Origin of the sequence: Sphingorhabdus sp. (assembly GCF_046292425.1) — a bacterium.
Taxonomy (GTDB): Bacteria; Pseudomonadota; Alphaproteobacteria; order Sphingomonadales; family Sphingomonadaceae; genus Sphingorhabdus_B.
Genome location: NZ_JBKBQV010000039.1, coordinates 1 through 25,237 on the forward strand (window position 1 = coordinate 1; position 25,237 = coordinate 25,237).

The following is a 25,237-nucleotide window of genomic DNA, read 5'->3' on the forward strand; positions in this document are numbered from 1 at the left end:
AATGCGATACCCGTCACACCTGACACGGCGCAGCTTTGGCGCACGATCACGGCGTCAAACCAGCCACAGCGGCGCTTTCGGCCTGTGACAGTACCAAATTCATGACCACGTTCGCCAAGCTTCTGGCCAGTTTCATCCTCAAGCTCGGTCGGGAATGGCCCTGACCCAACGCGCGTGGTATAGGCTTTGACGATACCCAGCACAAAACCAGCGGCGCTTGGCCCAAGGCCGGAGCCGGAGGCAGCGGTGCCCGAAACAGTGTTGGACGAGGTTACGAACGGATAGGTGCCGTGATCAACGTCAAGCAATACGCCCTGTGCGCCTTCAAACAAAATACGCGCGCCGGCCTTCCGCACCTTGTTCAGGCGCTTCCAAACAGGCTGCGCATATTCGAGAACAAACGGTGCAATTTCCTTCAGGTCGGAAATGAGGCGCGCGCGATCAACCGGCGGTTCGCCAAATCCGGCGCGCAATGCATCATGGTGGGCGCACAGCCGGTCAAGCTGGGCATCCAAGGCATCAAGATGCGCTAGGTCGCACACGCGAATGGCACGGCGGCCTACCTTATCCTCATAAGCCGGGCCAATGCCGCGGCCTGTGGTGCCTATCTTACCAGACCCAGCCGCAGTCTCCCGCAAACCATCCAGATCACGGTGGATTGGAAGGATCAACGCGCAGTTATCCGCCAGCGCAAAATTCTCGGTGGTGATCGACACGCCCTGCCCGCGCAGCTTCGCCATTTCGTCACGTAACGCCCAGGGGTCGAGGACCACGCCATTGCCGATGATGGACAACGTGCCTGTCACGATACCCGAAGGCAGCAACGACAATTTATAGACATTGTCGCCGACGACCAAAGTGTGACCAGCATTATGCCCGCCTTGAAAGCGGACGACGGCATCGGCGCGTTCCGCCAGCCAGTCGACAATCTTGCCTTTTCCCTCGTCGCCCCATTGAGCGCCAATTACGGTTACATTCGCCATCAGATATTCCCTGTCAAAGCCAGATAGCTCTGGGGCCTTTTTCTGCGCAGGAGGTTTTTCCTGCGAAGGGATTCGCCGTAGGCTCCGTTATGATTATGTGACGCTTGCGTCCACCCTAAAGCTTTGCGAAAGGCGATTTCAGACCGGAACTGCCTGTCCGTTATGCCATTTGTGGGTGCAGCCAAGCAATGCCGCGCTATCATTGTCATCCAGCGCGGCCAATGTGGTCCAGCCCCCGCTGCGCAACTTCGCACCTGTAGCGGCTTCCGTACCAAGCGGCAGGAAAAGACGACGGACTGTGCTTTCCTCAGCCAGATCAATCAGCGGGTCTGGATAAAGCGAAAACCCGGTGGCCGCTTCTGCTGGCCCATCTGCACGATCAATATAATAAGTACCACCACGACCAAGCGCTGCGCTGTAACCCTTGGCGAAGATCGTGAAACCGAACCAGCTTTGATATTCAAAGCCATGCCGCTCAGTTGGGTCGAGAGTAACGTTAGCTCTGCCCGCAACCGTTTCGGCGATGGCTTCCAAGGCGCGGATGCGCGATGCAAGTGCACCCCCTGCGTCAATATCGCGCAGTTTCTCCACAGCCTCTGCAAATGGACCCGTCGCCGCGAGCAACGGCAAATATGCGTCGGCGCCCAGCGCGCTCAGGCCCCCGGCATCCTTCATATCCAGTTCGGACCGAACGGCATCGATCTTGTCAGCCGCCAGTGGCAGCGCCTTTTCCGCCAACCGTTCGACAAGGTCAGGTAGCGTGAAATCAATCGTGATTTCTTTAACGCCCGCCGCTTCAAGAGTATCAATAGCGACACCAACTATTTCGCACGCCGCCGCAACGCTGTCATTACCGACCAATTCAGCACCCAGTTGCGTCAGTTCGCGTTCGGGCCGAAGTTGCTTGGAACGCAGACGCAAGACCTGACCATGATAAGCCAAGCGCAATGGTCGGGGGGCCTCTTTCATGCGCGTGGTGGCAATGCGCCCCACCTGGACCGTTATGTCACCGCGTAAAGCTAGAGTATGGCCTGAAACGGGGTCAGTGAAGCGCAGATGCTGATTTCTCGCAGCGTTCCCGCTGCGCTTGGCCAACACGGATTCAAACTCCGCCATCGATGGGGCTACACGGGCGTAGCCATAGCTTACCAGCACATCAATCATCGCACGGGACACCCGCGCCGAAACCTCCGCTTGGGGAGGAAGTCGGTCGCGGAAGCCTTCGGGCAGTAGATCAGGCGGGATATTCATGCGCGCTCTTTACCGCAAAACTCCAAGCGGGGAAGCCCCGCTTAAAACTTAAGCGCCTTTACGGTCTTCACACCAGGAAGCGATCCAAGCTGCTGAAGCACTGTTTCTGGTATTGCCGCGTCCATCGTGAGCAACAGAACCGCTTCGCCACCAGCACTGCGACGGCCAAGATGGAATGTGCCGATGTTCAATCCCGCCTCGCCCAAGGTCGTGCCGACACGGCCAATAAAACCGGGCGCATCTTCATTAACGATGTAGAGCATGTTGCCTTCCAATTCAGCCTCAAGGCTGATGCCGAAAATTTCGACCAGACGGGCCTCGCTGTTCGCGAACAAAGTGCCTGCCACCGAACGCGGACCTTGGGCGGTGTTGACAGTCACGCGCACCAATGTGTGATAGGCGCCAGCCTTGTCATGACGGACTTCGCGGATGTCAAAGCCGCGCTCTTTTGCCAGAAATGGCGCATTGACCATGTTCACTGCGTCCGAGAACCGGCGCATAAATCCAGATAGAACCGCTGCCGTGATTGGCTTAATATTAAGCTCGGCCGCCGCGCCCTCAACCTCAATCGCAATGTTATCGAGATTGTCGTGAGCAAGCTGACCGACCAGTGAACCAAGCTTTTGCGCGAGTGTCATATATGGCTTCAGCTTAGGCGCTTCTTCGGCAGACAGGCTTGGCATGTTTAACGCATTGGTGACGCCGCCGTTGACGAGATAGTCCGCCATTTGTTCGGCCACTTGCAGCGCAACATTGACCTGCGCTTCGTTGGTCGATGCGCCAAGATGCGGGGTGCAGATGAAATTCGGCGTGCCGAACAAGGGCGATTCCTTGGCTGGCTCAGTTGCAAACACGTCCAAGGCTGCCCCGCCCACTTGGCCACTGTCCAGCGCCTCTTTCAGTGCCTCTTCATCAATCAACCCGCCACGTGCGCAGTTGATGATACGAACACCCTTTTTGGTCTTCGCAAGGTTTTCCCTAGAGAGGATGTTGCGCGTCTGGTCAGTCAGCGGCGTGTGTAGGGTGATGAAATCGGCCTTGGCAAGCAAAGTGTCGAGGTCCGCTTTCTCGACGCCCATTTCGATGGCGCGTTCGGCGGTCAGGAACGGGTCGAAGGCCACAACCTTCATCCGCAAACCCAGCGCGCGGCTTGCGACGATCGAACCAATATTTCCTGCACCAATGAGGCCCAGCGTTTTGCCTGTGACTTCGATGCCCATAAAGCCGTTTTTCGGCCACAGGCCAGCTTGAGTTTGTGCATTGGCCTCAGGCAATTGTCGCGCCAGCGCGAACATCAAAGCGATGGCATGTTCGGCAGTCGTAATCGAGTTACCGAATGGCGTGTTCATGACGACAACACCCTTGGCCGATGCAGCAGGGATATCGACATTGTCGACGCCAATCCCTGCGCGGCCAATAACCTTCAGGTTGGTGGCCGCATCGAGAATCTGCTTGGTAACCTTAGTCGACGAACGGATGGCAAGGCCGTCATAATCGCCAATCATCGCGGCAAGTTCGTCTGGTGTCTTGTCCGTGATGACGTCAACGTCACAGCCGCGTTCAGCGAAAATCTTGGCGGCGTTAGGGTCCATTTTGTCGGAGATCAGTACGCGTGGCTTGGTCATTGCTTTATCCTTTTGAATCGTCGCCGCAGCGAAAGCTGGGGTTATCTCGCCTGTTGGTTACAAACGAGAGACGGTATGAGCACCAGCCTTCGCTGGCGCGACGGGTTATGCCTTTGCGGTTTGGTAAGCCCAATCGAGCCATGGCCCAAGCGCTTCGATGTCGGCCGCATCGACGGTGGCGCCGCACCAGATGCGCAGGCCCGGCGGGGCGTCGCGATATCCGGCAATGTCGTAGGCCGCATGCTCCGCCTCAAGCAGAGACGCCATCTTCTTGATCATCGCTTCATCAGCGCCCTTTACCGTCAGGCAAACTGAAGTTTTTGACCGGATTGCCGGGTCAGCCGCAAGAAACCCAAGATAGTCACTTGCTTCAACGATATGGTCAAGCGCGGCGGCATTTGCGTTGCTGCGCGCCATCAGACCATCCAATCCGCCAACGGTCTTTGCCCATTCAAGCGCAAAGATAACGTCCTCAACGGCCAGCATCGACGGCGTGTTAATGGTCTCGCCTTTGAAGATACCCTCGGAAAGCGCGCCTTTCGACATCAACCGGAATACTTTAGGCAGCGGCCATGCAGGCGTGTGGCTTTCCAATCGTTCAACCGCGCGTGGGCCAAGGATGAGTACGCCATGCGCACCTTCACCGCCCAAGACCTTCTGCCAGCTGAAAGTGGTTACATCGAGCTTGTCCCACGGCATGTCATAAGCAAACACAGCTGAAGTCGCGTCGTTGAAGGTTAGACCTTCACGGTCGTCCGAAATCCAGTCACCATTGGGAACGCGTGCGCCAGAGGTGGTGCCATTCCATGTGAAGACAACATCACTGGTAAAATCCACCGTGCTTAGATCAGGAATTTCACCATAAGGCGCGTTCATGACCGTCGCGTTCAGCTTAAGCTGCTTGTTCACGTCAGTAACCCAGCCTTCGCCAAAGCTTTCCCATGCCATCATCGTGACGGGGCGCGCGCCAAGCATGGTCCACATCGCCATTTCAATTGCGCCGGTATCGGAACCGGGAACAATGCCAATGCGATGCGTATCGGGCACCTGAAGGACTTCGCGCATCAGGTCGATGGCTAGCTGCAGACGTGACTTGCCGATTTTCGCGCGATGCGAACGGCCAAGCGATTCAGTTTTGAGTTTTCCGGGGCTCCAGCCTGGCGGTTTCGCGCAGGGACCGGAAGAAAAGAACGGACGCGCCGGTTTAACGGCGGGGGGTACTATAGTCATATAAGCTTCTCCTTGCAGAGAGCAGCGCGGCGTTGGGACCGCGTGGCCCGGAGCCGCGTTTAGGCGCAGCCCCGGGTTTGTCAACGACTATCGTAAAATGATATCAGTAACCCTTCTTGCGAAACAATACTTCGCCGCGACGGCTGACATAGAGTTTCTCAAGCGTTACAGGGTGAAAATAGGCTTCGACACGGTCGCCTTCTGGCGTGGTGCCATAAACTTCATAGCAGCCACCATCGACCTTGGATTTACGGACCGTCCAGCCCTCTTTGGTCAATTTCTCAGTCAATACTTTTTCGCTTTTCCATCCAGACGCGGGGCCAGCCTTGCAAGTAATTGCACCAGTGGCCGACGCCGGCACCGATGCGAAAGCAATGGCGCCTGCAGCTGCAAGCGAGATGGTTGTCAATAAACGCATAATCATACTCCTTTGAAAATAGGTCGGCGAGGGCGGAAATATCGAGCTGCAACCAGCAGGATCAGGGGGACAAAGTGCAGAAGCGCTGGGACTAAATTATTGTGGATGAATATCCAATGGACAAGAACCAACACAGCCGCCGGATAGACGAGGCGCTGAAGGGCCTTCCAACCAGCCTTCAGCGCGCGCATCGACGCATCGTTGCTGGTCGCTGCTAGCGGCACAAATAGAAGCATGGCCGCCCAACCTGTCCAGATACCAAGCGCCAGGAACTCGGCGAGCATATCGTTTAGATTGCCCATATCAATGACGTAGAAAACGAGATGCAGGACGGCATAAGCAAAGGCCGCGACGCCCAACGCTCGCCTGCGTTGAATGAGCCAGCTAAGCCATGGCCGAGCCCCGATTAATGACAATAACGGGCTGAGAAGCATCGCAGCGATCATGAAGCGGGCTGACCATTCGCCTGTCGGATGCAACATATCCATGGCTATCGCATCGCCGGTGAAATATGGCTGCAACATCAAAAAGGCTGGCAAACTCAACAGAGCCCAAAACACCAGCCTCTTATTAAGAATGATTCGCAACATGCCCAGTCGATAGAACCCTGTCCTGTTCCATGCAATGCGCAAATTGTCGCAACGTCAGCATCTTTTTGCGCATTAAACTCGTCATTTTGTCGCTTTTTGGCTGCACCACCAAGGTAATGCTTTATGTAGGTGTCATGTTGTGGGGCTCGTTTCACAGATTTCTGCTCGTCGCTAGCGTCTTCATGTTGGCGTCGTGCGGTGGCCGCGAAAAGCCGGAACAGCCGCACTCAAGTGCGAACATGACATCGGAAGCTGCGCGTCAGTGCATGGCCGCCCTCCAGACGAAATCCGTCCGCTTCGCTGGCTTACCTGACAGAAGCTTTGACGGCGGATGCCGCACCATGGACACTATCAAGCTTCTGGATTTTGGCACGCCCACCACAAATCTGGGTGCAATGACGTGCCCTCTGGCGTCCAATTTTACAGACTGGGCCCGTTTTGCTGTCGCGCCAGCGGCCAAGCAGTATCTGGGCGCGGACGTTGTGAAGATTGAGACCATGGGCACATTTAACTGCCGAAATATCAATGGCGGCAGATCTGGTAGATTATCCGAGCACGCTTTTGCGAATGCTGTAGATGTGTCTGCCTTCATCTTGCGTGATGGACGTCGCATCTCGGTACTGGACGGATGGCGCGGCACGTCCGAAGAGCAGGCGTTCTTGCGTCGTTTGCACCAGTCCGCCTGCAAGCGCTTTGGTACCGTCCTTGGCCCTGACTATAACGCCGCCCACGCAAACCATTTCCACTTCGACATGGCTAAATCGATGAGCAACGGAACATCTTTCTGCCGATAAGGGGTGGCAAAGGGGACATATTCGCCGTAGACGCACGGTAATGACAGACACAAAAATTAATGATCGCCGTTTCTATAAAGCACAACAGGAAGCGGATTTTGCTGAACAGCAACTCTCCACACCGCAGACGCAGAGCAAGTCATATAGGCTAGCATTTCAGGACACCGATTTCCTGCTGCGCGAAGATTTGCGGCCCGTCCGTTTCCAGCTTGAGCTCCTCAAAACCGAAATGTTGCTGGATGAGGCGAATATCGGCTCAATGCTGGTCATCTATGGTTCGGCGCGTATACCGGAACCCGAAACTGCCGATGCATTGCTCGCCGCTGCCGAGGGTGAGCGCGCTACGATCATCGCTGAGCGAATGAAGGAAAAATCGCGCTTCTACGCTGAAGCTCGCCATTTGGCGCAGTTGGCTGGACAAGCCAACGTAACCGATGAAGAAGGCCGCCGCCACTTTGTCGTGTGTTCAGGTGGTGGCCCATCGATCATGGAAGCTGCCAACCGCGGCGCGCATGACGTTGGTGCGGAATCAATTGGCCTAAACATCGTACTGCCGCACGAGCAGGCGCCGAACCTGTTCGTGACTCCACGACTAAGCTTCCAGTTCCACTACTTCGCGTTGCGCAAAATGCACTTCCTGCTTCGGGCACGCGCAGTAGCGGTTTTCCCCGGTGGATTTGGCACGTTCGATGAGTTTTTCGAACTGCTGACGCTGATCCAGACCGGCAAGATCAAGAAGATGCCGATCCTGTTGTTCGGGCGAGAATTCTGGAACCGGGTGGTGAATTTTGAGGAGCTTATGCTTGAAGGCGTTATCAGCCCCCGCGATCTGGATTTATTCCAGTTCGTAGAGACCGCAGAGGAGGCATGGGATGCCGTCTGCGATTTCTACGAAGTGTCACATTGATTTAGTCAGGCTGCTTTGTCGCAGCCTGGGCTGGTGCCTGCGTTGCCGCATCTGTTGTGGGCGTAGATAGGTCTTCTTCGGTCGCAGCGTCCGCCGCTGCAGCTGCTGGGTCAGCAGCGGGTGGTGCTGGCAGTGGCAGGTTTGAACCTTGCGAGTTTAGATACAGGATCAGGTTTGCGCGCTCTTCGGGGTTACCCAGACCGGCGAATGTCATTTTCGTGCCTGGCGCATATTTCTTTGGGTTTGCCAACCACTTATCCATATTTTCCCAGTCCCAGTTCCCGGCAATGCCCTTAAGCGCGTCGGAATAGGCAAAGCCAGCTACATGGCCGTGAGGCTTACCCATGGTGGCCCACAAATTTGGACCAATGCCGTTGGCACCGCCGGAAGCGATCGTATGGCAGGCTGTGCATTTCTTGAACGCTGCCTCACCCTTTGCAACATCAGCCGTAGCAAGCAATGTTGCGATCGGCACAGCAGCAGCACCACCCGCTCCGGCTACCTCTTCCGCAACAACGGCAAAGCCTTCTTTGTCAGGCGCCTTTGGGTTAAAATACATGCCTGAAACGATGCTTAGTCCCAACGCGACGATACCGCCCGCCAATACCCAGCCTGCAATTGTGTTACTACGATCATCCATTGGTCATCAGCCTTGAAAGTGCGTTAAAACACCGGCGTAGAATGACAGCCGGTTTAAGTGGCCCCTCTAATGGCGACAGATGGCCCGTGCAAGTGTCCAAATCCACACTTGCCCGATAAGTTTCGCTGACCTATCGCACTGAGCATATGGACAGTTATCCCGCACCGGCACTGGCAAAAGTCAAAGATATGACGGTTGCTGCCAACGAACATCCGGCAAAAGCGATTGCCTTTCAAGGCGCGCCGGGGGCGAACTCGCATTTGGCGGCACTGGAATATGATGCCGACTGCCTGCCCCTGCCCTGTTTTTCGTTCGAAGACGCTATCGATGCGGTCAAAGATGGAACGGCGGCCCGGGCGATAATCCCCATCGAAAATTCACTGCATGGCCGTGTTGCCGACATCCATTTTCTACTGCCGGAATCTGGACTCAGCATTATCGCCGAGCATTTTATGTCGATCCGCCATTGTTTGATGGCGAAGTCAGCCGATGCCGTGCTCAAGACCGCAATGAGCCACCCGCAAGCACTTGGCCAATGCCGGCATTTCCTGCGCGCGAATGGAATCATTCCCGTCGCTTATGCCGATACAGCCGCCGCGGCCGCCTTTGTTGCTGCCAATGATGACCCGTCGGCCGCCGCCATTGCGCCACCAATCGCAGCGGACCTCTATGGGCTCGTGGCGATCAATGACGCCGTGCAGGACGATGCCAGCAACATGACCCGCTTCGTCGTGCTTTCGCGCGAACCTGTCGACCGCAACAGCCTGACAGGTACGGTCATGACCACCCTTATTTTCGAGGTGAAAAACATCCCTGCCGCTTTGTACAAGGCGATGGGCGGCTTTGCGACGAACGGCGTCAATATGACGAAACTCGAAAGCTATCAAAATGGCGCGAGCTTTGCTGCAACCGAGTTTTTCGCCGACATCGAAGGCGCGCCTGGCAACCCCGCCGTAGACCGCGCGCTGGACGAGTTGCGCTTCCACTGCAACTCGGTTCGCCTGCTTGGAACCTACATGCAGACCCGGGACCGGGGCTGAAAAGTCACACTAAGGTCTCACTAAAACGATACTGGCTGATCTGTTGCCCCTTATAGCCGATAGGGCGGCTAACAATGTAGCTGGACAAGCCTGCCAGCAGAAATCCTACATTGCAACCGCCTATTTTTCGGGCCGTACAATCAAAACTTCATGCCGACCTTGACGCCGTATAAACGCGGTTCGGCGGGAATAAAGGTCGGGATGCCAAAGGCGCCACCGGTGTTGCCGGCATCGAGCAGATAGTCTTCATCCAACAGATTACGGGCAAAGGCCGATATTTCGAACCGGTCGCCGCCAAAGCGCAAACCTGCGTTGACGTTGACTAAGGTCACACCCTCTTGTGCGATCAGCGGGTTGTTGGGTATTTCAAAGAACATCTTGCTGCGATACGTGACCGAAGGCGTTGCAAAGAAGGTCGCGCCGCCCAAATCCGCATTGATCGTGAAACCGCCCGATGCCTGTACTTCAGGTTGCAGACGGAATTTTGCACCACGGAAGTTAGCTGCGATGCTTGGCTTGTCGTCAATGCCGCCGTCAATATAGCCGATGTTGCCAAAGACGCTAAGCCAGTTGGTTGGCTTCATGGTCAATTCGGCTTCAACGCCCTTGTTTGTCGCGGTACCGGCGCTTTGCGTTTGCGTTGTGCCGTTCGGCAAGATCACGCTGACCTGAAAGTTATCGTAAGTCAGATAATAAGCGCCAATGGAACCAGAGAAAATCCCAAGCGCGCCCTTCAAGCCGACTTCATAGTTCCAGATATTCTCGGCCAGAACAGGGGTAAAATTCGCCACTGGCCCCGCTGAGGTCGCCTGCGCGCCAAGTTGGACTGTAGCTGAACGACGGCCTTTGGAAACAGTTGCATAGCCGTTGAAGTTATTCGAGAAGCGATACAACAAGTTGAAACGCGGCAGGACGGCTTGGAAGCTGTCCTCTGTGCGAAAGGTCTTGCCCGCCGTATCAACTTGGCCTGGGATCAGCGAAGCCCCTCCCGTGAGCGCAGAGCGCGGCACGCGGGCAAAAAAGCCTGAGCGCCGCTTTTCGATCAATACGCGCGCGCCGGCGGTTAGTTCGAGGCTTGGCGTTGGAATCCACGTACCGTCGGCAAACATCGAATAGCTGTCGTTACGGCCCTGATTTTCGAACACAGATGTGTAAGGCACAGGCGTCAGCGCTTGGGCCGGCACGGTGCCATTGGGCGCTACGCATTGTGCACGCGTTGCTGCTGTACTGGTGGCGCAAGCGAGGAACACGCGCTCATTGGCTGAAAACGGCACGTTCTGAATGCTGTCTTCATGGAAGAAATTGAACCCGAATGAGCCCCGAAATTTGTCATCAGTATACGCAAAACGGGTTTCGTGGTTGAACTGGTCACCCTTGGCAAGTTCCGTAAATTCCAGATACCAAGCCGCCGAACCGTCAGCGTCGAACACTTCAAGCGAGTCAAATTTGCGATAGCCATTGACCATAGTCAGCGCCCAATTGTCGGCAAAGTCATAGTTCACAATGAAGTTTGCGTCATACACGTCGCGGGTCAGGCCAAGCTTTTCTTGATAGAGATCTTGCAATGAACGGGGCGAACCACCGAGGAACACGTCACCAAATGGGTCGCCGGGACTTGATGCCGTTGGCAATGCGCGGGAAACGAATGCAGTGCCGGGGTTACGCTGACGGTCATAGGTCAGGATAAGGTCAGCAGTGACAGCGTCATTTGGTGTAAAGCGCAACGATCCGCGCGCACCAAGCTGGTTTTGCCCATTCAAATCGTCCTGATTAGGTGCCAGGTTATTCACATAGCCATCACGCTTTTTAAAAGCGAACGCTACGCGGGCTGCCACTGTATCCGAGCCGACATTGACAAAGCCGCCAAGCTGACGATGGTCAAAATTGCCAATGCCGCCAGTCAGCGCACCCGAAAAACCGGGTTCCGGGCGGGCCGAAATGATGCTGATCGCACCAACGGCTGATGCAGTACCGAACAATGTCGCTTGTGGACCCTTGATAACCTCAATGCGCTCAATGTCGTAAATGTCTTGATAGGAGCCGCGTGATCGCGAAATGTCGACACCGTTGTAATATAAAGTAAAGCGTGCGGCCTGTTGCGCCGAGCCGGAATCCGACGTGATCCCGCGAATGACAACACCGGGGTTGTTAGCGCTTTGCTCCTGAATGTTGAGGCCGGGGATGTAGTTGGCGAGTTCGTCAAGGTCGCTGACGCCAAGTTCCTGAAGCCGTGCGCCGCTGACGGCGCTGAGCGTAACTGGAACGTCGATCAGCCGTTCTTCGCGTTTTTGCGCGGTCACGATGATTTCGCCTTCAAAAGCCTGGTCGCCCACTTCCGCAGTCTGAGCAACTACGGGCATGGCAGTGGAGGCAGAAAGGATAGAAAGGGCAAGAGCAATATGTGAACGACGCATAGCATGAAACTCCTATTGAGCGGGAATGCTGGCCCTATGCGCAACAGCAGCGTCATTATTGCGAAGGCGGTGCGACATTTCGCGTAAGGAAATAAGAAATATTTACGACACAGCGAAACGCTATCGCGCTTTGTTAGTGTGTTCGCGCAGACGGCATCTGGACCCAGATGCGGTTTCAGGCGTTATCCGTCTTCCCAATCAAAGGAACTTAAGATGGCTGACCTATCGCAGATCAAAGAACATGCAGAAGTCATTGGCGCGGACGGCGTTCATGTCGGTACCGTTGACGGTATTGAAGGCAATCGCATCAAACTGACCAAGAAGGATTCAGGTCAGGGCAGTCATGAAGGCCATCACCATTATATCGACGGCGGATTGGTTGCCACGGTCAACGACGACACCGTCCGCCTGTCGGCCAATGGCGACGTCGCGTTGATGTTTGAACAAGAAGAAGACGGTAAAAGCTAATGCGCAGGGCGGCGGCGTTAATGCGCCGCCCCCCAGCTTGGCCCTGTGCCGATTTCTATGCCCAACGGTACGGTTAGCTTGACCAATGGCTCTGCTGCATTGGCCATGACGTTGCGAATGATCTCGCTTGCAGCGGCAACATCGGCCTCAGGCAATTCGAACACCAGTTCGTCATGCACCTGAAGCAGCATTTTCACATGCCCTAGATTCGCCGCTTCAAGCGCTGGCCCCATTTGCACCATTGCGCGCTTAATGATGTCAGCGCTGGTGCCCTGAATCGGTGCGTTAATAGCCGCGCGTTCGCTGCCCTGCCGCTCGGCTTGATTGGATGACGTTATACGGGGAAACCATGTTTTGCGTCCAAACAATGTGGTGGAATGCCCACATTCGCGAACTGTGGCCATCGTCTCCTGAATGTAATTGGATATACCAGGAAAACGCTTGAAATAAGCGTCAATGAGCGCTTGCGCTTCGTCTGCCGAGGATTCCAACCGCTTGGAAAGACCCCAGCGCGAGATGCCGTATAGGATTGAGAAGTTGATGGTCTTGGCGCGCCCGCGCGTGTCGCGGTTCACCTCGCCAAACAGTTCAAGCGCAGTGCGGGCATGAATGTCCTCCCCTTTTTCAAAGGCATCGCGCAGTGGTTCGACATCGGCGAAGTGCGCGGCCAGACGAAGTTCGATCTGGCTATAGTCGGCAGACAGGATGACATTGCCGGGCTCGGCAACAAATGCGTCCCTGATCTGACGACCCGTTTCAGTCCGGATGGGGATATTCTGCAAATTGGGGTCAGTGGAAGACAATCGCCCGGTCTGTGCGCCGACAAGGCTGTAGCTTGTGTGGACGCGGCCCGTTTTAGGGTCGATCTGCTGCTGCAGGCTGTCGGTATAAGTGGATTTGAGCTTTGCGAGCTGGCGCCAGTCCAACACCTTGCGCGCGATATCTATGCCCTGCCCTGCAAGATCCTCAAGCACGGTCACGTCGGTTGAATATTGGCCAGACTTGCCCTTTTTGCCGCCCTTATACCCCATTTTACCAAACAGGATTTCACCCAGTTGCTGCGGGCTGCCAATGGTGAAGGGTTGCCCCGCAAGGCCATGGATTTCCTTTTCCAATAGCTCCATTTGCGCGGCGAATTCGGACGAAAGGCGCGCAAGCACCGAACGGTCGACCTTGATGCCGGCGCATTCCATTCTGGAAAGCACCGGGATTAGCGGCCGGTCGACCAGTTCATATACGCTTGTCGCCTTTTCAGGGCTCAATCGCAGCTTTAAATGGTGCCATAGGCGCAGCGTGACGTCCGCATCTTCAGCCGCGTAGCAAGTAGCGTCGCACAACTGCACTGCGGCAAAGCCAATCTGGCTTTTGCCCGTGCCCGTGACGCTTTTATATGAAATGCATTCATGCCCCAGATGCGCTTTGGCAAGCTCATCCATCCCATGCGCCTGACGCCCTGCATCCAGCGCAAAACTCATCACCATAGTATCGTCATAGGGTGTGATCTGAACATCATGGCGCGCAAGCACTGACATGTCATATTTGAGATTCTGCCCGATCTTCAGAACGCTTGGGTCGCTGAGAAGCGGGCGTAACCTGGCAAGTGCAGTTTCCATCTGGATCTGCGTTGGTCGTTCCGCAAACATGTCGGTGCCACCATGCGCAAGCGGGACATAGCATGCTTCACCAGGGGCTACGGCAAGGCTTAAGCCAACAAGATTGGCACTTGCCGCCTGCAGACTGTCGGTTTCGGTATCGAAACCCAGTGTGCCCGTTTCATATGCGCGGGTAATCCAATGGTCCAGCCGCGATATATCGGTGACACATTCATACGCGGATGTATCAATTTTGGGCATGGCCGAGGGCACCGCCGAAGTTCCGCTTGCCGGCGCGTGGTCCGCGCCATTACCCGCATTCATAGCCTTGGGATTGCCCGCAATCGCCTTGTTAGCCGCGGCGGTATTTACTACATGCCCGATGCGCTTCAGCAGCGAATTAAAGCCATGATGCTGCAGAAAGTCGACCAATGGTTCTTCGGGAATTGCGCCCAACACCATATCCTCAATGGCAATCGGCAAGGGGCAGTCTTCCTTCAATGTTACCAACACTTTGGATAGCCGCGCCTTTTCCGCATGCTCGATCAAATTATCGCGCATCTTGGAAGGCTTCATATCCGGCGCTGCGGCCAAAACGCTTTCGAGGTCGCCAAATTCCTGAATAAGCTTGGTCGCGGTTTTGGGACCAACGCCCGGAACGCCGGGAACATTGTCCACGCTGTCACCCATCAGAGCCAGCACATCGCCGACTTTTTCCGGACCAACGCCGAATTTTTCAAACACTTCCTCAGTGCGGATGCGTTCGTTTTTCATGGTGTCGAACATGTCGATGCAGGGTTCAACGAGCTGCATGAGGTCCTTGTCGCTGCTGACGATCGTGACATGCCAGCCAGCCGCGCATGCTGCCCTCGCGTAGCTTGCGATCATGTCATCCGCCTCGACATCATCTTCTTCGATCAACGGCAGCGAAAAGGCACGCGTTGCGTCCCGGATCATGGGAAACTGTGGTTTCAGATCTTCGGGTGGATCAGGGCGGTGCGCCTTATACTGGTCGTAAATGCGGTTGCGGAATGACTGGCTCGATTTATCAAGGACTACCGCCATATGAGTGGGGCCATCGGCGTGATTGAGGTCGTCCGCCAATTTCCATAACATTGTCGTATAGCCATATACCGCGCCAACGGGTTCGCCATGCTTGTTGGTTAGCGGTGGTAGCCGGTGATAGGCGCGGAAAATATAAGCGGAACCGTCAACGAGGTAGAGATGCTTTTGGTCAGACATGACGCCGCGATAGCAGCCCGTTTTGGCCAAGTCTTTTGCTAATTTTAAACTTTGGTAACGGGCAAAATATCAACGGGACTTGCGCCAAAGGAGAAGCCCGCTTGCGATAATGACGCCAGCCCCAGCAAGCGACGTCAAGTCAGGCCAGTCTCCAAACAATAAAATTCCCAACCCAATGGCTATCAACAGTTGGACATACGTCATCGGGGCGATTTCGGCCGCGGACGCGCGCGTAGTACCCATGAAAATCAACCAATGCGCACAGCTTGCCGTGACCGCCACGACAGTACAACGCGCGATTATGGTCCAGTCAGGCATGCCAACCACAAGCGCATCAACACCGGAAAAATGACCTATTAGGGCAGCAGTCAGGATGAAGGGCACGGCGACTGATGCAACCAAGAACTGCATAAGCAACGGCGTCCCCGCGCCAGCAACAGCGCGGTTGCCCATCATGACAAAGGCCATGCTCATCGCAGCAGCCAGCGGAAGCAACGCGGCCCAGCCTAACTCAGCAACGTTGGGGCGCATGATCAACAGTACGCCTCCAAAGGCAATGACGATCGCAAGCAACTTGGTAGCATTGGTGCGTTCCCGGAGGAAAATAGCACTCAAGATCGCAGTGATCATAGGACTTGTGAAGCCGATGGCTGTCGCATCGGCCAGAGGCATCAAAAAAATCGACGAGAAGAAACAGATTGTCGCCATCGCCACTGAGAATCCGCGAAGCAATTGGACTTTGGGCATGGGCATTGCAAATCCCCGACGCCCCTCTTTGAGGAAGAGCAAGGTGCCAAGCCCTAAAGCGCCGATACTATAACGCAGCGCAGCCACGGCAGTGCCGGGCCATGCACCGGCAATTGATTTGATAATTGCGTCTCCCACGGACAACAAGGCAAAGCCGCAAAGTGCGTATAACAGACCCGACCGGGCCGACGATGTTGTCACGTGATTTTCCCTGATTGCTGCGTCCCCTTAATCCGGTTTTACCCGAATAGAAAGCAGCAGAAACCTTAGGTCGACCATCCCGGTCGATAGCTGCATTACCTTTTTATTCACCATTTGTGGCTAGCACAGTTGAGTAACATCAACGGTCCATCGGAGCAGGTTAGCGTGAGCGCATTTGGGAAAAAACCAGGCTTAACACCGGGGCGTCCATCTTTTGGCGTCGCCCGTCCAATGACGGGTGGAGGCATTCCAGCCTCACAACAGCCGGTCGCTCTGCAACCGCAACCGGATTATTTGCAGACTGCAGGTGGTGGCGAGCAGTTCCCGTCGATTGATTCGGTTGATCTTCCCGGTAGCGGGTTTGTCGCGCAGACGCCAATGCAAGAGGCGATGACTCGCCTTTCAGACCGCGCCAACAACTCGGCACCGGTTGATGATGGACCACAAGGTTTCGAAGCCTCCGTCCATAAAATCAAGGAACAGGTGCTGCCGCGTTTGCTGGAGCGCGTTGACCCTGAGGCAGCGGCGTCATTGAACAAGGAAGAACTGACGGAAGAATTCCGTCCAATCATTCTTGAGGTGCTGGCTGAACTTAAACTTACCTTGAACCGGCGCGAACAGTTTGCGTTGGAAAAGGTACTTGTTGATGAGTTACTTGGTTTTGGTCCACTCGAAGAGCTGCTGAGCGACCCTGACATTACCGATATCATGGTCAATGGCCCACTTCAGACCTACATCGAAAAAAAGGGCAAGCTTCAGATAGCCCCTATCCAGTTTCGCGATGAGGAACATCTGTTTCAAATTGCCCAGCGAATCGTCAATCAGGTCGGCCGCCGCGTCGACCAAACGACTCCGCTGGCCGATGCGCGCTTAAAAGATGGCAGCCGCGTCAACGTTATCGTACCGCCTTTGTCCTTGCGCGGCACTGCAATCTCCATTCGTAAGTTTTCCGAAAAGCCTATCACAATCGACATGTTAAAAGGCTTTGGTTCCATGAGCGAACCCATGGCCACGGCGCTGAAAATCGCAGGTGCCAGCCGCATGAACATCGTCATTTCGGGTGGTACGGGTTCCGGTAAAACGACCATGCTGAACGCTTTGTCGAAGATGATTGACCCGGGCGAGCGCGTGCTGACCATTGAAGATGCAGCCGAACTTCGGCTTCAGCAGCCACATTGGTTGCCGCTGGAAACCCGCCCGCCGAACCTTGAAGGTGATGGGGCAATTACCATTGGGGACCTTGTCAAGAACGCACTGCGTATGCGTCCAGACCGCATAATTTTGGGCGAAATTCGTGGCGCCGAATGTTTCGATTTGTTGGCAGCGATGAACACTGGCCACGACGGATCGATGTGTACGCTGCACGCCAATAACCCGCGCGAGTGCCTTGGGCGTATGGAAAATATGATCCTGATGGGTGACATCAAAATCCCTAAAGAAGCGATTTCGCGCCAGATTGCTGAATCGGTGGACCTGATCGTTCAGGTCAAGCGTCTGCGCGATGGTTCACGCCGAACAACTCAGATTACAGAAGTTATCGGCATGGAAGGCGACGTGATCGTGACGCAGGACTTGTTCAAGTTTGAGTATCGCGACGAAGATGCAGACGGAAAAATTCACGGCGAGTGGGTAGCTGGTGGCGTTCGTCCTTACACCCTTGAGAAGGCACGGCAGTTTGGCTTTGATCAACCATTTTTGGAAGCCTGCCTGGGTTAGATGCCTTTGATAGCCAGCGCTGCGGACAACACCGTGGCTAATACCGAGAATACGGTAATTGCAGTCCACGGCACAAAACCAACATCGTCGAAATTTTTACGCCGATGGCGGCGGCGGTCTGCAAAACTGCTGATTAATACAAGAGTTGCAGACGTCAGCGAAAGCGCGGCCCAAAAATAATCCTGCCAAAAATATGGGTCAGTCCATTCCATCTGCGCGTCCTTAACGCGGGATTAGCCCGCGATAAAGGGGGCGACGATTGATCGCCGGTTTGCATGCACGGGAATCTGCTGCCGCACTTCGGCGATACTGCCTAAATCCAGATCGACAAATGCCAAGCCGGGAGTGTCACCCATATCCAGAACTACTTTGCCCCATGGGTCCACCACCAACGAATGCCCATAGGTCCGGCGGCCATCTTCATGAACACCGCATTGGGCCGCCGCAATTACGAATGACTCGCTTTCAATGGCACGCGCCCGCAAAAGACTGTGCCAATGCGCCTCACCAGTTGGGACAGTGAATGCGGACGGCAGCGTTATAATATCAACGCCAGACTTGGCATATGCGCTGAACAAATCCGGAAACCGCATATCATAGCAAATCGCGAGTCCCATAAGCCCAAGGGGCGTTTGGACCGCCACTGGCTGTTCACCACCGGCATAGGCGGATGATTCCCGCCAACTTTCACCCGATGCCAGATCAATATCGAATAAGTGCATCTTGTCATATCGGGCCTTGATCCGACCGTCGTTACCAACAACGATTGTTCTGTTGGCAAGCTTGTCGCCGTTTTCATGAACAACGGGTATAGAACCAAGATGAAGCCATATGTTATGACGCGACGCCAACGCGGTTAAACGCCCTAACGCACCTGAACCCGATTCGGCGGAAATGTGCTGACGCCCTCTTGTGCGATCACGATCAATCAAGGTGGACATTTCGGGGGCAAAATAAAAGGTGCATCCTGCCTTTGCAGAGGCAGCAATAGCCTTGGCCATCGCCGAAACATTATGCTCGGGATCCAATCCACTCGTCATTTGATGCACTGCTATCTGCATGAAATGTCAGCCGGATAGTCCTCAATTGTAAAATATCTTTGATTTCTCATCGGATTCCCTCGATACCCGCAATGGTGTAAGAAATATGCAACACTACGAAAAATAGTGATTTTTTCCTACAGCAGCAACATTCTATACTTGAACTGACGGCAAAATAGTGCATAGACACCGTCGGAGTGTAACGCACTTCACAATTAAGGAGCACAATAATGCGTTTCGGTAAGATTTCTCTCGCTGCTATCGCGGCCGCTTCACTCGTAAGCGCGCCCGTAATGGCTGAATCACTTTCGCCTGCTGCTAAGGCAGTTGGCGCTTCCAAGGTAAAGCGCGTTGGCGCTAACGCCAAGGAAGAAAGCAAGCTTGGTGGCGGAAGCGGCGTAATCATCGCTGTCTTGGCTGCTGTTGCTGTCATCGGCGGTATCGTTATCGCTGCTGGCAACGACGACAATTCGCCAACCAGCCCCTGATTTCTTCAGGTATAAGTTTAAAAAAAGGCGGTCTCTGGGCCGCCTTTTTTTTGTTCTCAGGCGTTCATAGCCTGGAAGCTGACCCACCGGGTCGCATTGGACTGGGAAAAGAAAAATGACGAAGAAACTCAACGTTCTCGTGACTGGGGGCGCGGGATATATTGGTAGCCATGCTGTTTTGGCCCTGCGCGATGCTGGCCATCACGCGGTCGTTATTGACAACCTTGTAACAGGTTTTCGTTGGGCTGTTGCCGAGGATGCAGTATTTTACGAAGGTGACATAAGCGATGATTCCGTGGTCCAGAAAATCATCCGTGAACAAGGCATCGACGCGATCATGCATTTTGCAGGCTCTGTCGTCGTGCCTGAATCTGTCACCAACCCACTGAAATATTACTATAATAATACATCAAAAAGTCGCAGCCTCATCGAATCTGCCATCGTTGGCGGTGTTAGGCATATGATATTCTCGTCGACGGCGGCGACATATGGCATCCCGGAATCCAGCCCTGTACGCGAGGACATGCCGACAGTGCCGATCAACCCGTATGGCACCTCCAAGTTGATGACGGAAATGATGTTGCGCGATGTCGCCGCCGCGCATGATTTTAACTATTGCACCTTGCGTTATTTCAACGTGGCAGGAGCTGATCCGCAGTGTCGCACGGGCCAGTCAACAGTGGGGGCCACCCATTTGTTGAAAATCGCGGTAGAGGCGGCTTTGGGCAAGCGGGAGAGCGTAAGTGTGTTCGGAACAGATTACGCCACACCTGATGGCACCGGAGTTCGGGACTATATTCATGTCAGCGACCTTGCCTCAGCGCATGTCATCGCGCTCGAGGCGCTGGTTGACGATCCGCAACGAAGCCACACGCTCAATTGCGGATATGGTCATGGCTACTCTGTCATGCAGGTGCTTGACGCGGTGGACCGCGTTACGAACAACAAACTTGATCGCAAGATGGAGGGGCGAAGAGCAGGCGACCCAGACGCGCTGATTTCCGATAATTCAGCTATCAAAGAGCGACTTGGTTGGGAACCGCGGTATGACGACCTTGATCAGATCGTTCAGCATGCACTCGCTTGGGAACGCCGCCTTACGGATATTCAGTCCGGATAAACCGCAGCTTGCGCTTTGCGGCGCGTCTTCCCATATCGTGAGCCATGGAAACACATTCTCACACAAATCCGGTGACGTGGTACGGCACCACCATATTATCTGTCCGCAAGAACGGCAAAGTTGTCATTGCGGGCGATGGGCAAGTGTCGATGGGCCAAACCGTGATGAAGCCCAACGCGAAGAAGGTACGGCAGTTGCACGATGGCTCGGTCATTGGCGGTTTTGCAGGTGCAACAGCTGATGCTTTCACGCTGTTCGAACGTCTGGAGCGAAAACTGGAACAACATCGGGGCCAGTTAATGCGCGCTGCGGTAGAATTGGCGAAAGATTGGCGTACAGACAAATATCTGCGAAACTTGGAGGCGATGATGATCGTGGCCGATAAGGACGTAACGCTAATACTGACTGGTAATGGCGACGTGCTTGAGCCCAATGACGGCATTGCCGCTATTGGATCAGGCGGCAATTACGCCTTGTCCGCTGCGCGTGCGCTTGCCGATTATGAGGCCGACGCCGAGACAATGGCTCGACATGCGATGAAAATTGCGGCCGAAATCTGCGTTTACACGAATGATCAGCTCACCGTTGAAACGTTAGTTAGCGCCCCGTAATCCACCCTTCACTTGAACGCCGTTCGCAACTTCCCATTTAGGCAGTAATGAAAAACGCACTGACACCCAAAGCCATTGTGGCTGCCCTCGACGAACATATCATTGGCCAAGCTGACGCAAAACGTGCTGTTGCGGTTGCCTTACGGAACCGTTGGCGCCGCCAGCGGCTCGGGGCGGATTTGCGCGACGAGGTCACGCCCAAAAACATATTGATGATTGGTCCCACGGGCTGCGGCAAGACCGAAATTTCCCGGCGCTTGGCCAAGCTTGCTGATGCCCCTTTCATCAAGGTCGAAGCCACGAAATTTACTGAGGTTGGCTATGTCGGCCGTGACGTTGAGCAGATTGCCCGCGATTTGGCTGAAGAGGCTGTCCGCCTTGAAAAAGAACGCCGCCGCGAACATGTCCGCGAAGCAGCTGAAGCGGCGGCCATGGAACGCATATTAAAGACACTGGCCGGCGATACCGCAAGCGAGGCGACCCGCGAGGCGTTCCGCCAGCGCATTCGCGACCGCCACATGGATGACGTTGAGATCGAGATCGAAGTATCCGACAGCCCTGTCATGCCCATGGAAATTCCGGGGATGGGCGGCAATGTCGGGATGATCAATCTTGGCGAAATGATGGGCAAAGCGTTTGGCAAAGACAATCTGAAGCGTCGCAAAATGAAAGTTCCCGACGCTTGGACCAAGCTGGTCGAGGAAGAATCAGAAAAACGCCTGGATCAGGACGATGTGAACCGGGTGGCTTTGGCGGACGCCGAAGCCAATGGTATTGTATTTCTCGACGAAATCGACAAGATCGCAGTATCCGATGTACGGGGTGGTTCGGTTAGCCGCGAGGGCGTTCAACGTGACCTTTTGCCGTTAATCGAAGGTACCACTGTCGCCACCAAATATGGACCGATGAAAACGGACCATGTGCTGTTTATCGCGTCGGGCGCGTTCCACATTTCCAAACCAAGCGACATGCTGCCTGAATTACAGGGCCGGCTTCCTATTCGTGTCGAATTACGCGCATTGGAGCATGCAGACTTTGTTCGTATTTTGTCGGAAACGCGAGCAAATTTGCCGCAGCAATATAGGGCTTTACTAGCGACGGAAGAGGTCACCTTGGAGTTCACCGATGATGCGATTGACGCCATTGCACGCATTGCAGTGGACGTGAACTCGGCGGTCGAGAACATCGGTGCACGGCGGCTGCAGACAGTCATGGAAAAACTGCTGGAAGACATCAGCTTTGATGCTGAAGACCGCAAAGGCGAAACGCTGAAAATCGACGCGGCTTATGTCAGCCAGCAGCTTTCCGACATCGCGAAAGACACTGACCTCTCCAAATATGTCCTTTGACGAGCGCTGCCTGTTGATATGATGTCCGCTTCGTGAAGGAGTCGTGACATGTATGAACAAGGTGGGTGCCAATGTGGCGCTGTACGTTACGAAGTTGAAGGATCGCCGGCGCATGTGGCCTTGTGCCATTGCGAAGACTGCCGAAAAAGTTCCGGAGCGCCCGCGGTGGCCTGGGCGGCATTTGCAGAAGACAAATTCCTACTGCTTCAGGGCGATCTAACCGAATTCAATTCTTCGGGTGCCGCTATGCGCAGTTTCTGTCCTAGCTGCGGCACGGGAATTGCGTATCGCAATGCGGAGATGCTGCGGGGGATCGTTGATATCCAGGCGGCAACGCTCGACAACCCGTCAGTTTTCCCGCTGCAATGCCATATACAGACCGCTGACCGAATCGACTGGATGACCAACGCAGCCGCCTTGCCGGAATTCGAGCGTTATCCGGAGTGATAATCAGCGCGTAGCTGCGTTCGTGCTTCCTTCACCCGTGTCGGGGGCAACCACAAGCTTCCAGGCCTTGTCCCTGACGAAATAACGCTTGGCCAGCGACTGTAGTATCGCTGGGGTAACGCTGTTGTAATCGCTGTACAACTTGCCCAGTGCAACAAAGCGTTCAGGATCATAAGTCGAACCCTTGAGTTGGTTTAGCCAGAAGGTGTTGCCGGATGCTGCCCGCTCGATCGCTTGCTTGGTAGGTTCCACCGCCCGCTGGAGTTCGTCGGCGCTAACCGGATTTGCAATCAGGTCAGCTGCAACATCGTCCGCAAAGGCAAAGAAGCGATCGACATCGGTAGGCTTAACTTGCGTATAGGCCATCAGATATCCGCCGCTGTTAAATTCAATCGGCCAGCTTGCGGCCATATCAGGACTGTAACTGGCGGCTTGCTCCGCCCGGAATTTTTCAAACAACCGGTCGCGGAATATCGCCGCTAATGTTTCCAGTTGCCGTCCTTCCGTGACTCCCCGTATGCCACCGCCTGTCGGCCACGCCATCACTGCGGCCGATTGATCGCTCGCGCCACGATGCGTGAGGCGAACAGGCGTCGATGTTGGTGCAGGAAAGCTGATATCCCGCGCTGCCGCCGATATCGGCAACGGGGACCGCGGCGTCATTGCTCCAAAGCTTTTCTCCAGCGCGGCAACGGCCGCAGCCTTGTCAAAATCGCCAAAGAGCAAGACCTCAACTGGCCCCTGCGACATCAAAGGTTTCCAGTAGGACTCGAATTTTGCAGCATCAATCTTTGCAACTTCCGCTGGCGTCGCCGCTTTCCAGCGTGCATCCTTGTTACGCAAAAGATATTCCAGATCCCGTTGCAACACGGACGTTGCCGACATTTCAAAACTGGCATAGCCCGACGTTGCAAGTGCCTTTGCCCGTTCAACAGGGGCGGCGTCCCAGCCGGGATGCTCCAATTTGGTCGCGATCAAAATGAGCTGGTCAGCAAGATCATCGGGTCGCGTATTTGCAGCAAATTGGAAGGCGTCGTCGTCCACCGAAAAATTGAGCTCAATTCGCCGTCCATTGACCATCTGGTCAATTTCCGTGCGCTTTAATTTGCCGATGCCGTTTTCGGGCAGAACCAACGGCCCAGCCCAAAGCAGCCCGCCCTGATCAGGATTTACGGCCTGATAACCACGGCCAAAGCGAACGAGAACGCGAATTTGACCGCTTTCGGCTTTGTTCGGATATAATAGCGCGCGCACGCCATTGGACAATTCCAGCCGCGTCATCTGTAGCCGCGACACAGCTTCTTCAGCGACAAGCTTCCCCGGCGCACCAAGTTTTGGCAAGGCTGCAAATCCAAGGCTATTTTCAGACAAACGGGCGGTAGTGTTCGCGGCGACCGTCGCGTTCAAGGCGGCCAGCGCACGATTGTCGGCGTCAGGCACAGGCGTTGGTGAGGACAGCATGAGGCGCGTCACGTCAGCCATGAACAACTTTTGTGTGGCCGCCAAAAGACGTTCTGGCGTGAACTTGGCCTTCATCCCTTCATAGACCTGAACGACGGTCTTGGGGGCCGCAACGGTTTCGCGAATGTCGACTGCATTGACGATGTCATCTGCTTGCTTCGCTGCCGCTTCGAAAGGATAGCTGTCCAGCATCGTGCGCAGCGCGTTGCCAAATAGGGTCTTCTCGCGTTCAATATCGGCAACCGAAGGTGCCGTCGCAACGGCATCAGCGATTATGGCACGCACATCCCGGGTAGCGGCTTCCCACTGATCACCCACCGGCGTGAGCGACACCAAAGTCGCATCGGCAGTGCGCGAAATGTCTTCCTGCGCAACTTCAGCAAATAAATAATTGCCGCCGCTGCGCGCCTGCACCTCAAGCCGCCGGTTAATGATCTGAAGGGCCAGGGCGTCAACCAATAGCTGTTCATTGTACGCAATTGTATCGTTAACCTTACGCCAAGGCCGTAGATAGGCGATACTTACGGTGGTTGGCAGTGTCGGTTCAATCAGGACACGGGCGGGCGTCCCTTGCGGTGTCGGGTCGCCAAAGGCGGGCTCTGGCACAATTGGGCCCTTGCCTTTCCAATCGTTGAAATATTTCTGCACCAAATTGGCCAGCTGGCTTGGCTCCATATCACCGGCCATCACCACCACCGCGTTTTCCGGCCTATACCAACGGTCATGAAACGCGCTCAAGCGAGCAGCGTCCGCTGCTTGCAAGGTTTCCGGCGTTCCAATCGTCGATCGGTTCGCCAGCCGCTGCCCCTGAAACGCATGTTGGCGCAGAGCATCGCTGTAAATCATCTGCGCGCCGCTATTTT

General features: G+C 55.0%; 23 protein-coding genes. 10 read left to right on the plus strand and 13 right to left on the minus strand.

Annotated features, from left to right (window positions below):
- From ACK4S7_RS09020 to ACK4S7_RS09045, 6 genes are all read right to left on the minus strand, one after another.
- Positions 1 to 983 (minus strand): adenylosuccinate synthase (locus ACK4S7_RS09020; protein WP_409646112.1); only part of this gene is annotated, 983 nt, incomplete at its 3' end.
- A gap of 138 nt (positions 984 to 1,121) precedes the next feature.
- Positions 1,122 to 2,234: an ATP phosphoribosyltransferase regulatory subunit gene (locus ACK4S7_RS09025; protein ID WP_409646114.1), complete on the minus strand. Its 1,113-nt coding sequence runs from the start codon at positions 2,232 to 2,234 to the stop codon at positions 1,122 to 1,124.
- Positions 2,235 to 2,275: 41 nt separating this feature from the next.
- Positions 2,276 to 3,859, minus strand: coding sequence for a phosphoglycerate dehydrogenase (gene serA, locus ACK4S7_RS09030; RefSeq protein WP_409646116.1), 1,584 nt, complete (start codon positions 3,857 to 3,859; stop codon positions 2,276 to 2,278).
- 105 nt (positions 3,860 to 3,964) lie between these two features.
- Complete coding sequence (locus ACK4S7_RS09035; RefSeq protein WP_409646118.1) at positions 3,965 to 5,089, minus strand: phosphoserine transaminase; 1,125 nt, start codon at positions 5,087 to 5,089, stop codon at positions 3,965 to 3,967.
- Between the two features lie 103 nt (positions 5,090 to 5,192).
- Positions 5,193 to 5,507, minus strand: coding sequence for a PepSY domain-containing protein (locus tag ACK4S7_RS09040; RefSeq protein ID WP_409646120.1), 315 nt, complete (start codon positions 5,505 to 5,507; stop codon positions 5,193 to 5,195).
- Between the two features lie 2 nt (positions 5,508 to 5,509).
- Positions 5,510 to 6,097 carry a sulfite oxidase heme-binding subunit YedZ gene (locus ACK4S7_RS09045; RefSeq protein WP_409646122.1) on the minus strand — a complete coding sequence of 196 codons (588 nt, stop codon included), beginning with the start codon at positions 6,095 to 6,097 and terminating at the stop codon, positions 5,510 to 5,512.
- Positions 6,098 to 6,162: 65 nt separating this feature from the next.
- Here ACK4S7_RS09045 and ACK4S7_RS09050 point away from each other — a divergent pair, with 65 nt between their 5' ends.
- Both ACK4S7_RS09050 and ACK4S7_RS09055 read left to right on the plus strand, forming a co-directional pair.
- Entirely contained in the window at positions 6,163 to 6,891 is a 729-nt protein-coding gene (locus ACK4S7_RS09050; RefSeq protein ID WP_409646123.1) for an extensin family protein, read from the plus strand.
- Positions 6,892 to 6,931: 40 nt separating this feature from the next.
- On the plus strand, positions 6,932 to 7,798 hold the full coding sequence (locus ACK4S7_RS09055; protein ID WP_409646125.1) for an LOG family protein: 867 nt from the start codon (positions 6,932 to 6,934) through the stop codon (positions 7,796 to 7,798).
- Position 7,799: 1 nt separating this feature from the next.
- On the opposite strand, the gene ACK4S7_RS09060 is transcribed toward ACK4S7_RS09055, so the two are convergent.
- The gene (locus ACK4S7_RS09060; protein ID WP_409646127.1) at positions 7,800 to 8,438 is read right to left on the minus strand and encodes a c-type cytochrome; all 639 of its coding nucleotides are present in this window, start codon (positions 8,436 to 8,438) and stop codon (positions 7,800 to 7,802) included.
- Positions 8,439 to 8,584: 146 nt separating this feature from the next.
- Here ACK4S7_RS09060 and ACK4S7_RS09065 point away from each other — a divergent pair, with 146 nt between their 5' ends.
- Entirely contained in the window at positions 8,585 to 9,478 is an 894-nt protein-coding gene (locus ACK4S7_RS09065; protein WP_409646128.1) for a prephenate dehydratase, read from the plus strand.
- Between the two features lie 140 nt (positions 9,479 to 9,618).
- On the opposite strand, the gene ACK4S7_RS09070 is transcribed toward ACK4S7_RS09065, so the two are convergent.
- Positions 9,619 to 11,892, minus strand: a complete 2,274-nt coding sequence (locus ACK4S7_RS09070) for a TonB-dependent receptor (protein ID WP_409646130.1) — start codon at positions 11,890 to 11,892, stop codon at positions 9,619 to 9,621.
- 213 nt (positions 11,893 to 12,105) lie between these two features.
- Between ACK4S7_RS09070 and ACK4S7_RS09075 the strand changes: the two genes are divergently transcribed.
- The gene (locus tag ACK4S7_RS09075) at positions 12,106 to 12,360 is read left to right on the plus strand and encodes a DUF2171 domain-containing protein (RefSeq protein WP_409646132.1); all 255 of its coding nucleotides are present in this window, start codon (positions 12,106 to 12,108) and stop codon (positions 12,358 to 12,360) included.
- Positions 12,361 to 12,377: 17 nt separating this feature from the next.
- Here ACK4S7_RS09075 and polA read toward each other — a convergent pair whose 3' ends face one another.
- Positions 12,378 to 15,194 carry a DNA polymerase I gene (gene polA, locus ACK4S7_RS09080; RefSeq protein ID WP_409646133.1) on the minus strand — a complete coding sequence of 939 codons (2,817 nt, stop codon included), beginning with the start codon at positions 15,192 to 15,194 and terminating at the stop codon, positions 12,378 to 12,380.
- A gap of 69 nt (positions 15,195 to 15,263) precedes the next feature.
- The gene (locus ACK4S7_RS09085) at positions 15,264 to 16,142 is read right to left on the minus strand and encodes a DMT family transporter (RefSeq protein ID WP_409646135.1); all 879 of its coding nucleotides are present in this window, start codon (positions 16,140 to 16,142) and stop codon (positions 15,264 to 15,266) included.
- Between the two features lie 165 nt (positions 16,143 to 16,307).
- Between ACK4S7_RS09085 and ACK4S7_RS09090 the strand changes: the two genes are divergently transcribed.
- Positions 16,308 to 17,858 (plus strand): CpaF family protein, encoded by a 1,551-nt coding sequence (locus ACK4S7_RS09090; RefSeq protein WP_409646137.1) that lies wholly within the window; start codon positions 16,308 to 16,310, stop codon positions 17,856 to 17,858.
- On the opposite strand, the gene ACK4S7_RS09095 is transcribed toward ACK4S7_RS09090, so the two are convergent.
- Together ACK4S7_RS09095 and ACK4S7_RS09100 are read right to left on the minus strand one after the other, a co-directional pair.
- Positions 17,855 to 18,070, minus strand: a complete 216-nt coding sequence (locus ACK4S7_RS09095; RefSeq protein WP_409646138.1) for a hypothetical protein — start codon at positions 18,068 to 18,070, stop codon at positions 17,855 to 17,857. The two genes, ACK4S7_RS09090 and ACK4S7_RS09095, sit on opposite strands and share 4 nt — an antisense overlap.
- Before the next feature lie 21 nt (positions 18,071 to 18,091).
- Entirely contained in the window at positions 18,092 to 18,919 is an 828-nt protein-coding gene (locus ACK4S7_RS09100) for a carbon-nitrogen hydrolase family protein (RefSeq protein WP_409646140.1), read from the minus strand.
- Positions 18,920 to 19,128: 209 nt separating this feature from the next.
- Between ACK4S7_RS09100 and ACK4S7_RS09105 the strand changes: the two genes are divergently transcribed.
- From ACK4S7_RS09105 to ACK4S7_RS09125, 5 genes are all read left to right on the plus strand, one after another.
- Positions 19,129 to 19,386 (plus strand): hypothetical protein, encoded by a 258-nt coding sequence (locus ACK4S7_RS09105; protein WP_409646142.1) that lies wholly within the window; start codon positions 19,129 to 19,131, stop codon positions 19,384 to 19,386.
- Between the two features lie 115 nt (positions 19,387 to 19,501).
- Entirely contained in the window at positions 19,502 to 20,506 is a 1,005-nt protein-coding gene (gene galE, locus ACK4S7_RS09110; protein WP_409646143.1) for a UDP-glucose 4-epimerase GalE, read from the plus strand.
- A gap of 44 nt (positions 20,507 to 20,550) precedes the next feature.
- Positions 20,551 to 21,117 carry an ATP-dependent protease subunit HslV gene (gene hslV, locus ACK4S7_RS09115; protein WP_409646145.1) on the plus strand — a complete coding sequence of 189 codons (567 nt, stop codon included), beginning with the start codon at positions 20,551 to 20,553 and terminating at the stop codon, positions 21,115 to 21,117.
- A 47-nt stretch (positions 21,118 to 21,164) separates the two neighbouring features.
- Positions 21,165 to 22,466 carry an ATP-dependent protease ATPase subunit HslU gene (gene hslU, locus ACK4S7_RS09120; RefSeq protein WP_409646147.1) on the plus strand — a complete coding sequence of 434 codons (1,302 nt, stop codon included), beginning with the start codon at positions 21,165 to 21,167 and terminating at the stop codon, positions 22,464 to 22,466.
- Positions 22,467 to 22,514: 48 nt separating this feature from the next.
- The gene (locus ACK4S7_RS09125; protein WP_409646149.1) at positions 22,515 to 22,913 is read left to right on the plus strand and encodes a GFA family protein; all 399 of its coding nucleotides are present in this window, start codon (positions 22,515 to 22,517) and stop codon (positions 22,911 to 22,913) included.
- A gap of 3 nt (positions 22,914 to 22,916) precedes the next feature.
- On the opposite strand, the gene ACK4S7_RS09130 is transcribed toward ACK4S7_RS09125, so the two are convergent.
- Positions 22,917 to 25,237, minus strand: a 2,321-nt coding sequence (locus ACK4S7_RS09130; protein WP_409646151.1) for a M16 family metallopeptidase, incomplete at its 5' end; no start/stop codon positions are given.

Coding starts and splice junctions, on each gene's coding strand:
- ACK4S7_RS09025 (WP_409646114.1), bottom strand. CDS start 2,234: ATGAATATCCCGCCTGATCTACTGCCCGAAGGCTTCCGCGACCGACTT.
- serA (WP_409646116.1), bottom strand. CDS start 3,859: ATGACCAAGCCACGCGTACTGATCTCCGACAAAATGGACCCTAACGCC.
- ACK4S7_RS09035 (WP_409646118.1), bottom strand. CDS start 5,089: ATGACTATAGTACCCCCCGCCGTTAAACCGGCGCGTCCGTTCTTTTCT.
- ACK4S7_RS09040 (WP_409646120.1), bottom strand. CDS start 5,507: ATGCGTTTATTGACAACCATCTCGCTTGCAGCTGCAGGCGCCATTGCT.
- ACK4S7_RS09045 (WP_409646122.1), bottom strand. CDS start 6,097: ATGTTGCGAATCATTCTTAATAAGAGGCTGGTGTTTTGGGCTCTGTTG.
- ACK4S7_RS09055 (WP_409646125.1), top strand. CDS start 6,932: ATGACAGACACAAAAATTAATGATCGCCGTTTCTATAAAGCACAACAG.
- ACK4S7_RS09060 (WP_409646127.1), bottom strand. CDS start 8,438: ATGGATGATCGTAGTAACACAATTGCAGGCTGGGTATTGGCGGGCGGT.
- ACK4S7_RS09065 (WP_409646128.1), top strand. CDS start 8,585: ATGGACAGTTATCCCGCACCGGCACTGGCAAAAGTCAAAGATATGACG.
- ACK4S7_RS09070 (WP_409646130.1), bottom strand. CDS start 11,892: ATGCGTCGTTCACATATTGCTCTTGCCCTTTCTATCCTTTCTGCCTCC.
- ACK4S7_RS09075 (WP_409646132.1), top strand. CDS start 12,106: ATGGCTGACCTATCGCAGATCAAAGAACATGCAGAAGTCATTGGCGCG.
- polA (WP_409646133.1), bottom strand. CDS start 15,194: ATGTCTGACCAAAAGCATCTCTACCTCGTTGACGGTTCCGCTTATATT.
- ACK4S7_RS09095 (WP_409646138.1), bottom strand. CDS start 18,070: ATGGAATGGACTGACCCATATTTTTGGCAGGATTATTTTTGGGCCGCG.
- ACK4S7_RS09100 (WP_409646140.1), bottom strand. CDS start 18,919: ATGCAGATAGCAGTGCATCAAATGACGAGTGGATTGGATCCCGAGCAT.
- ACK4S7_RS09105 (WP_409646142.1), top strand. CDS start 19,129: ATGCGTTTCGGTAAGATTTCTCTCGCTGCTATCGCGGCCGCTTCACTC.
- galE (WP_409646143.1), top strand. CDS start 19,502: ATGACGAAGAAACTCAACGTTCTCGTGACTGGGGGCGCGGGATATATT.
- hslV (WP_409646145.1), top strand. CDS start 20,551: ATGGAAACACATTCTCACACAAATCCGGTGACGTGGTACGGCACCACC.
- hslU (WP_409646147.1), top strand. CDS start 21,165: ATGAAAAACGCACTGACACCCAAAGCCATTGTGGCTGCCCTCGACGAA.
- ACK4S7_RS09125 (WP_409646149.1), top strand. CDS start 22,515: ATGTATGAACAAGGTGGGTGCCAATGTGGCGCTGTACGTTACGAAGTT.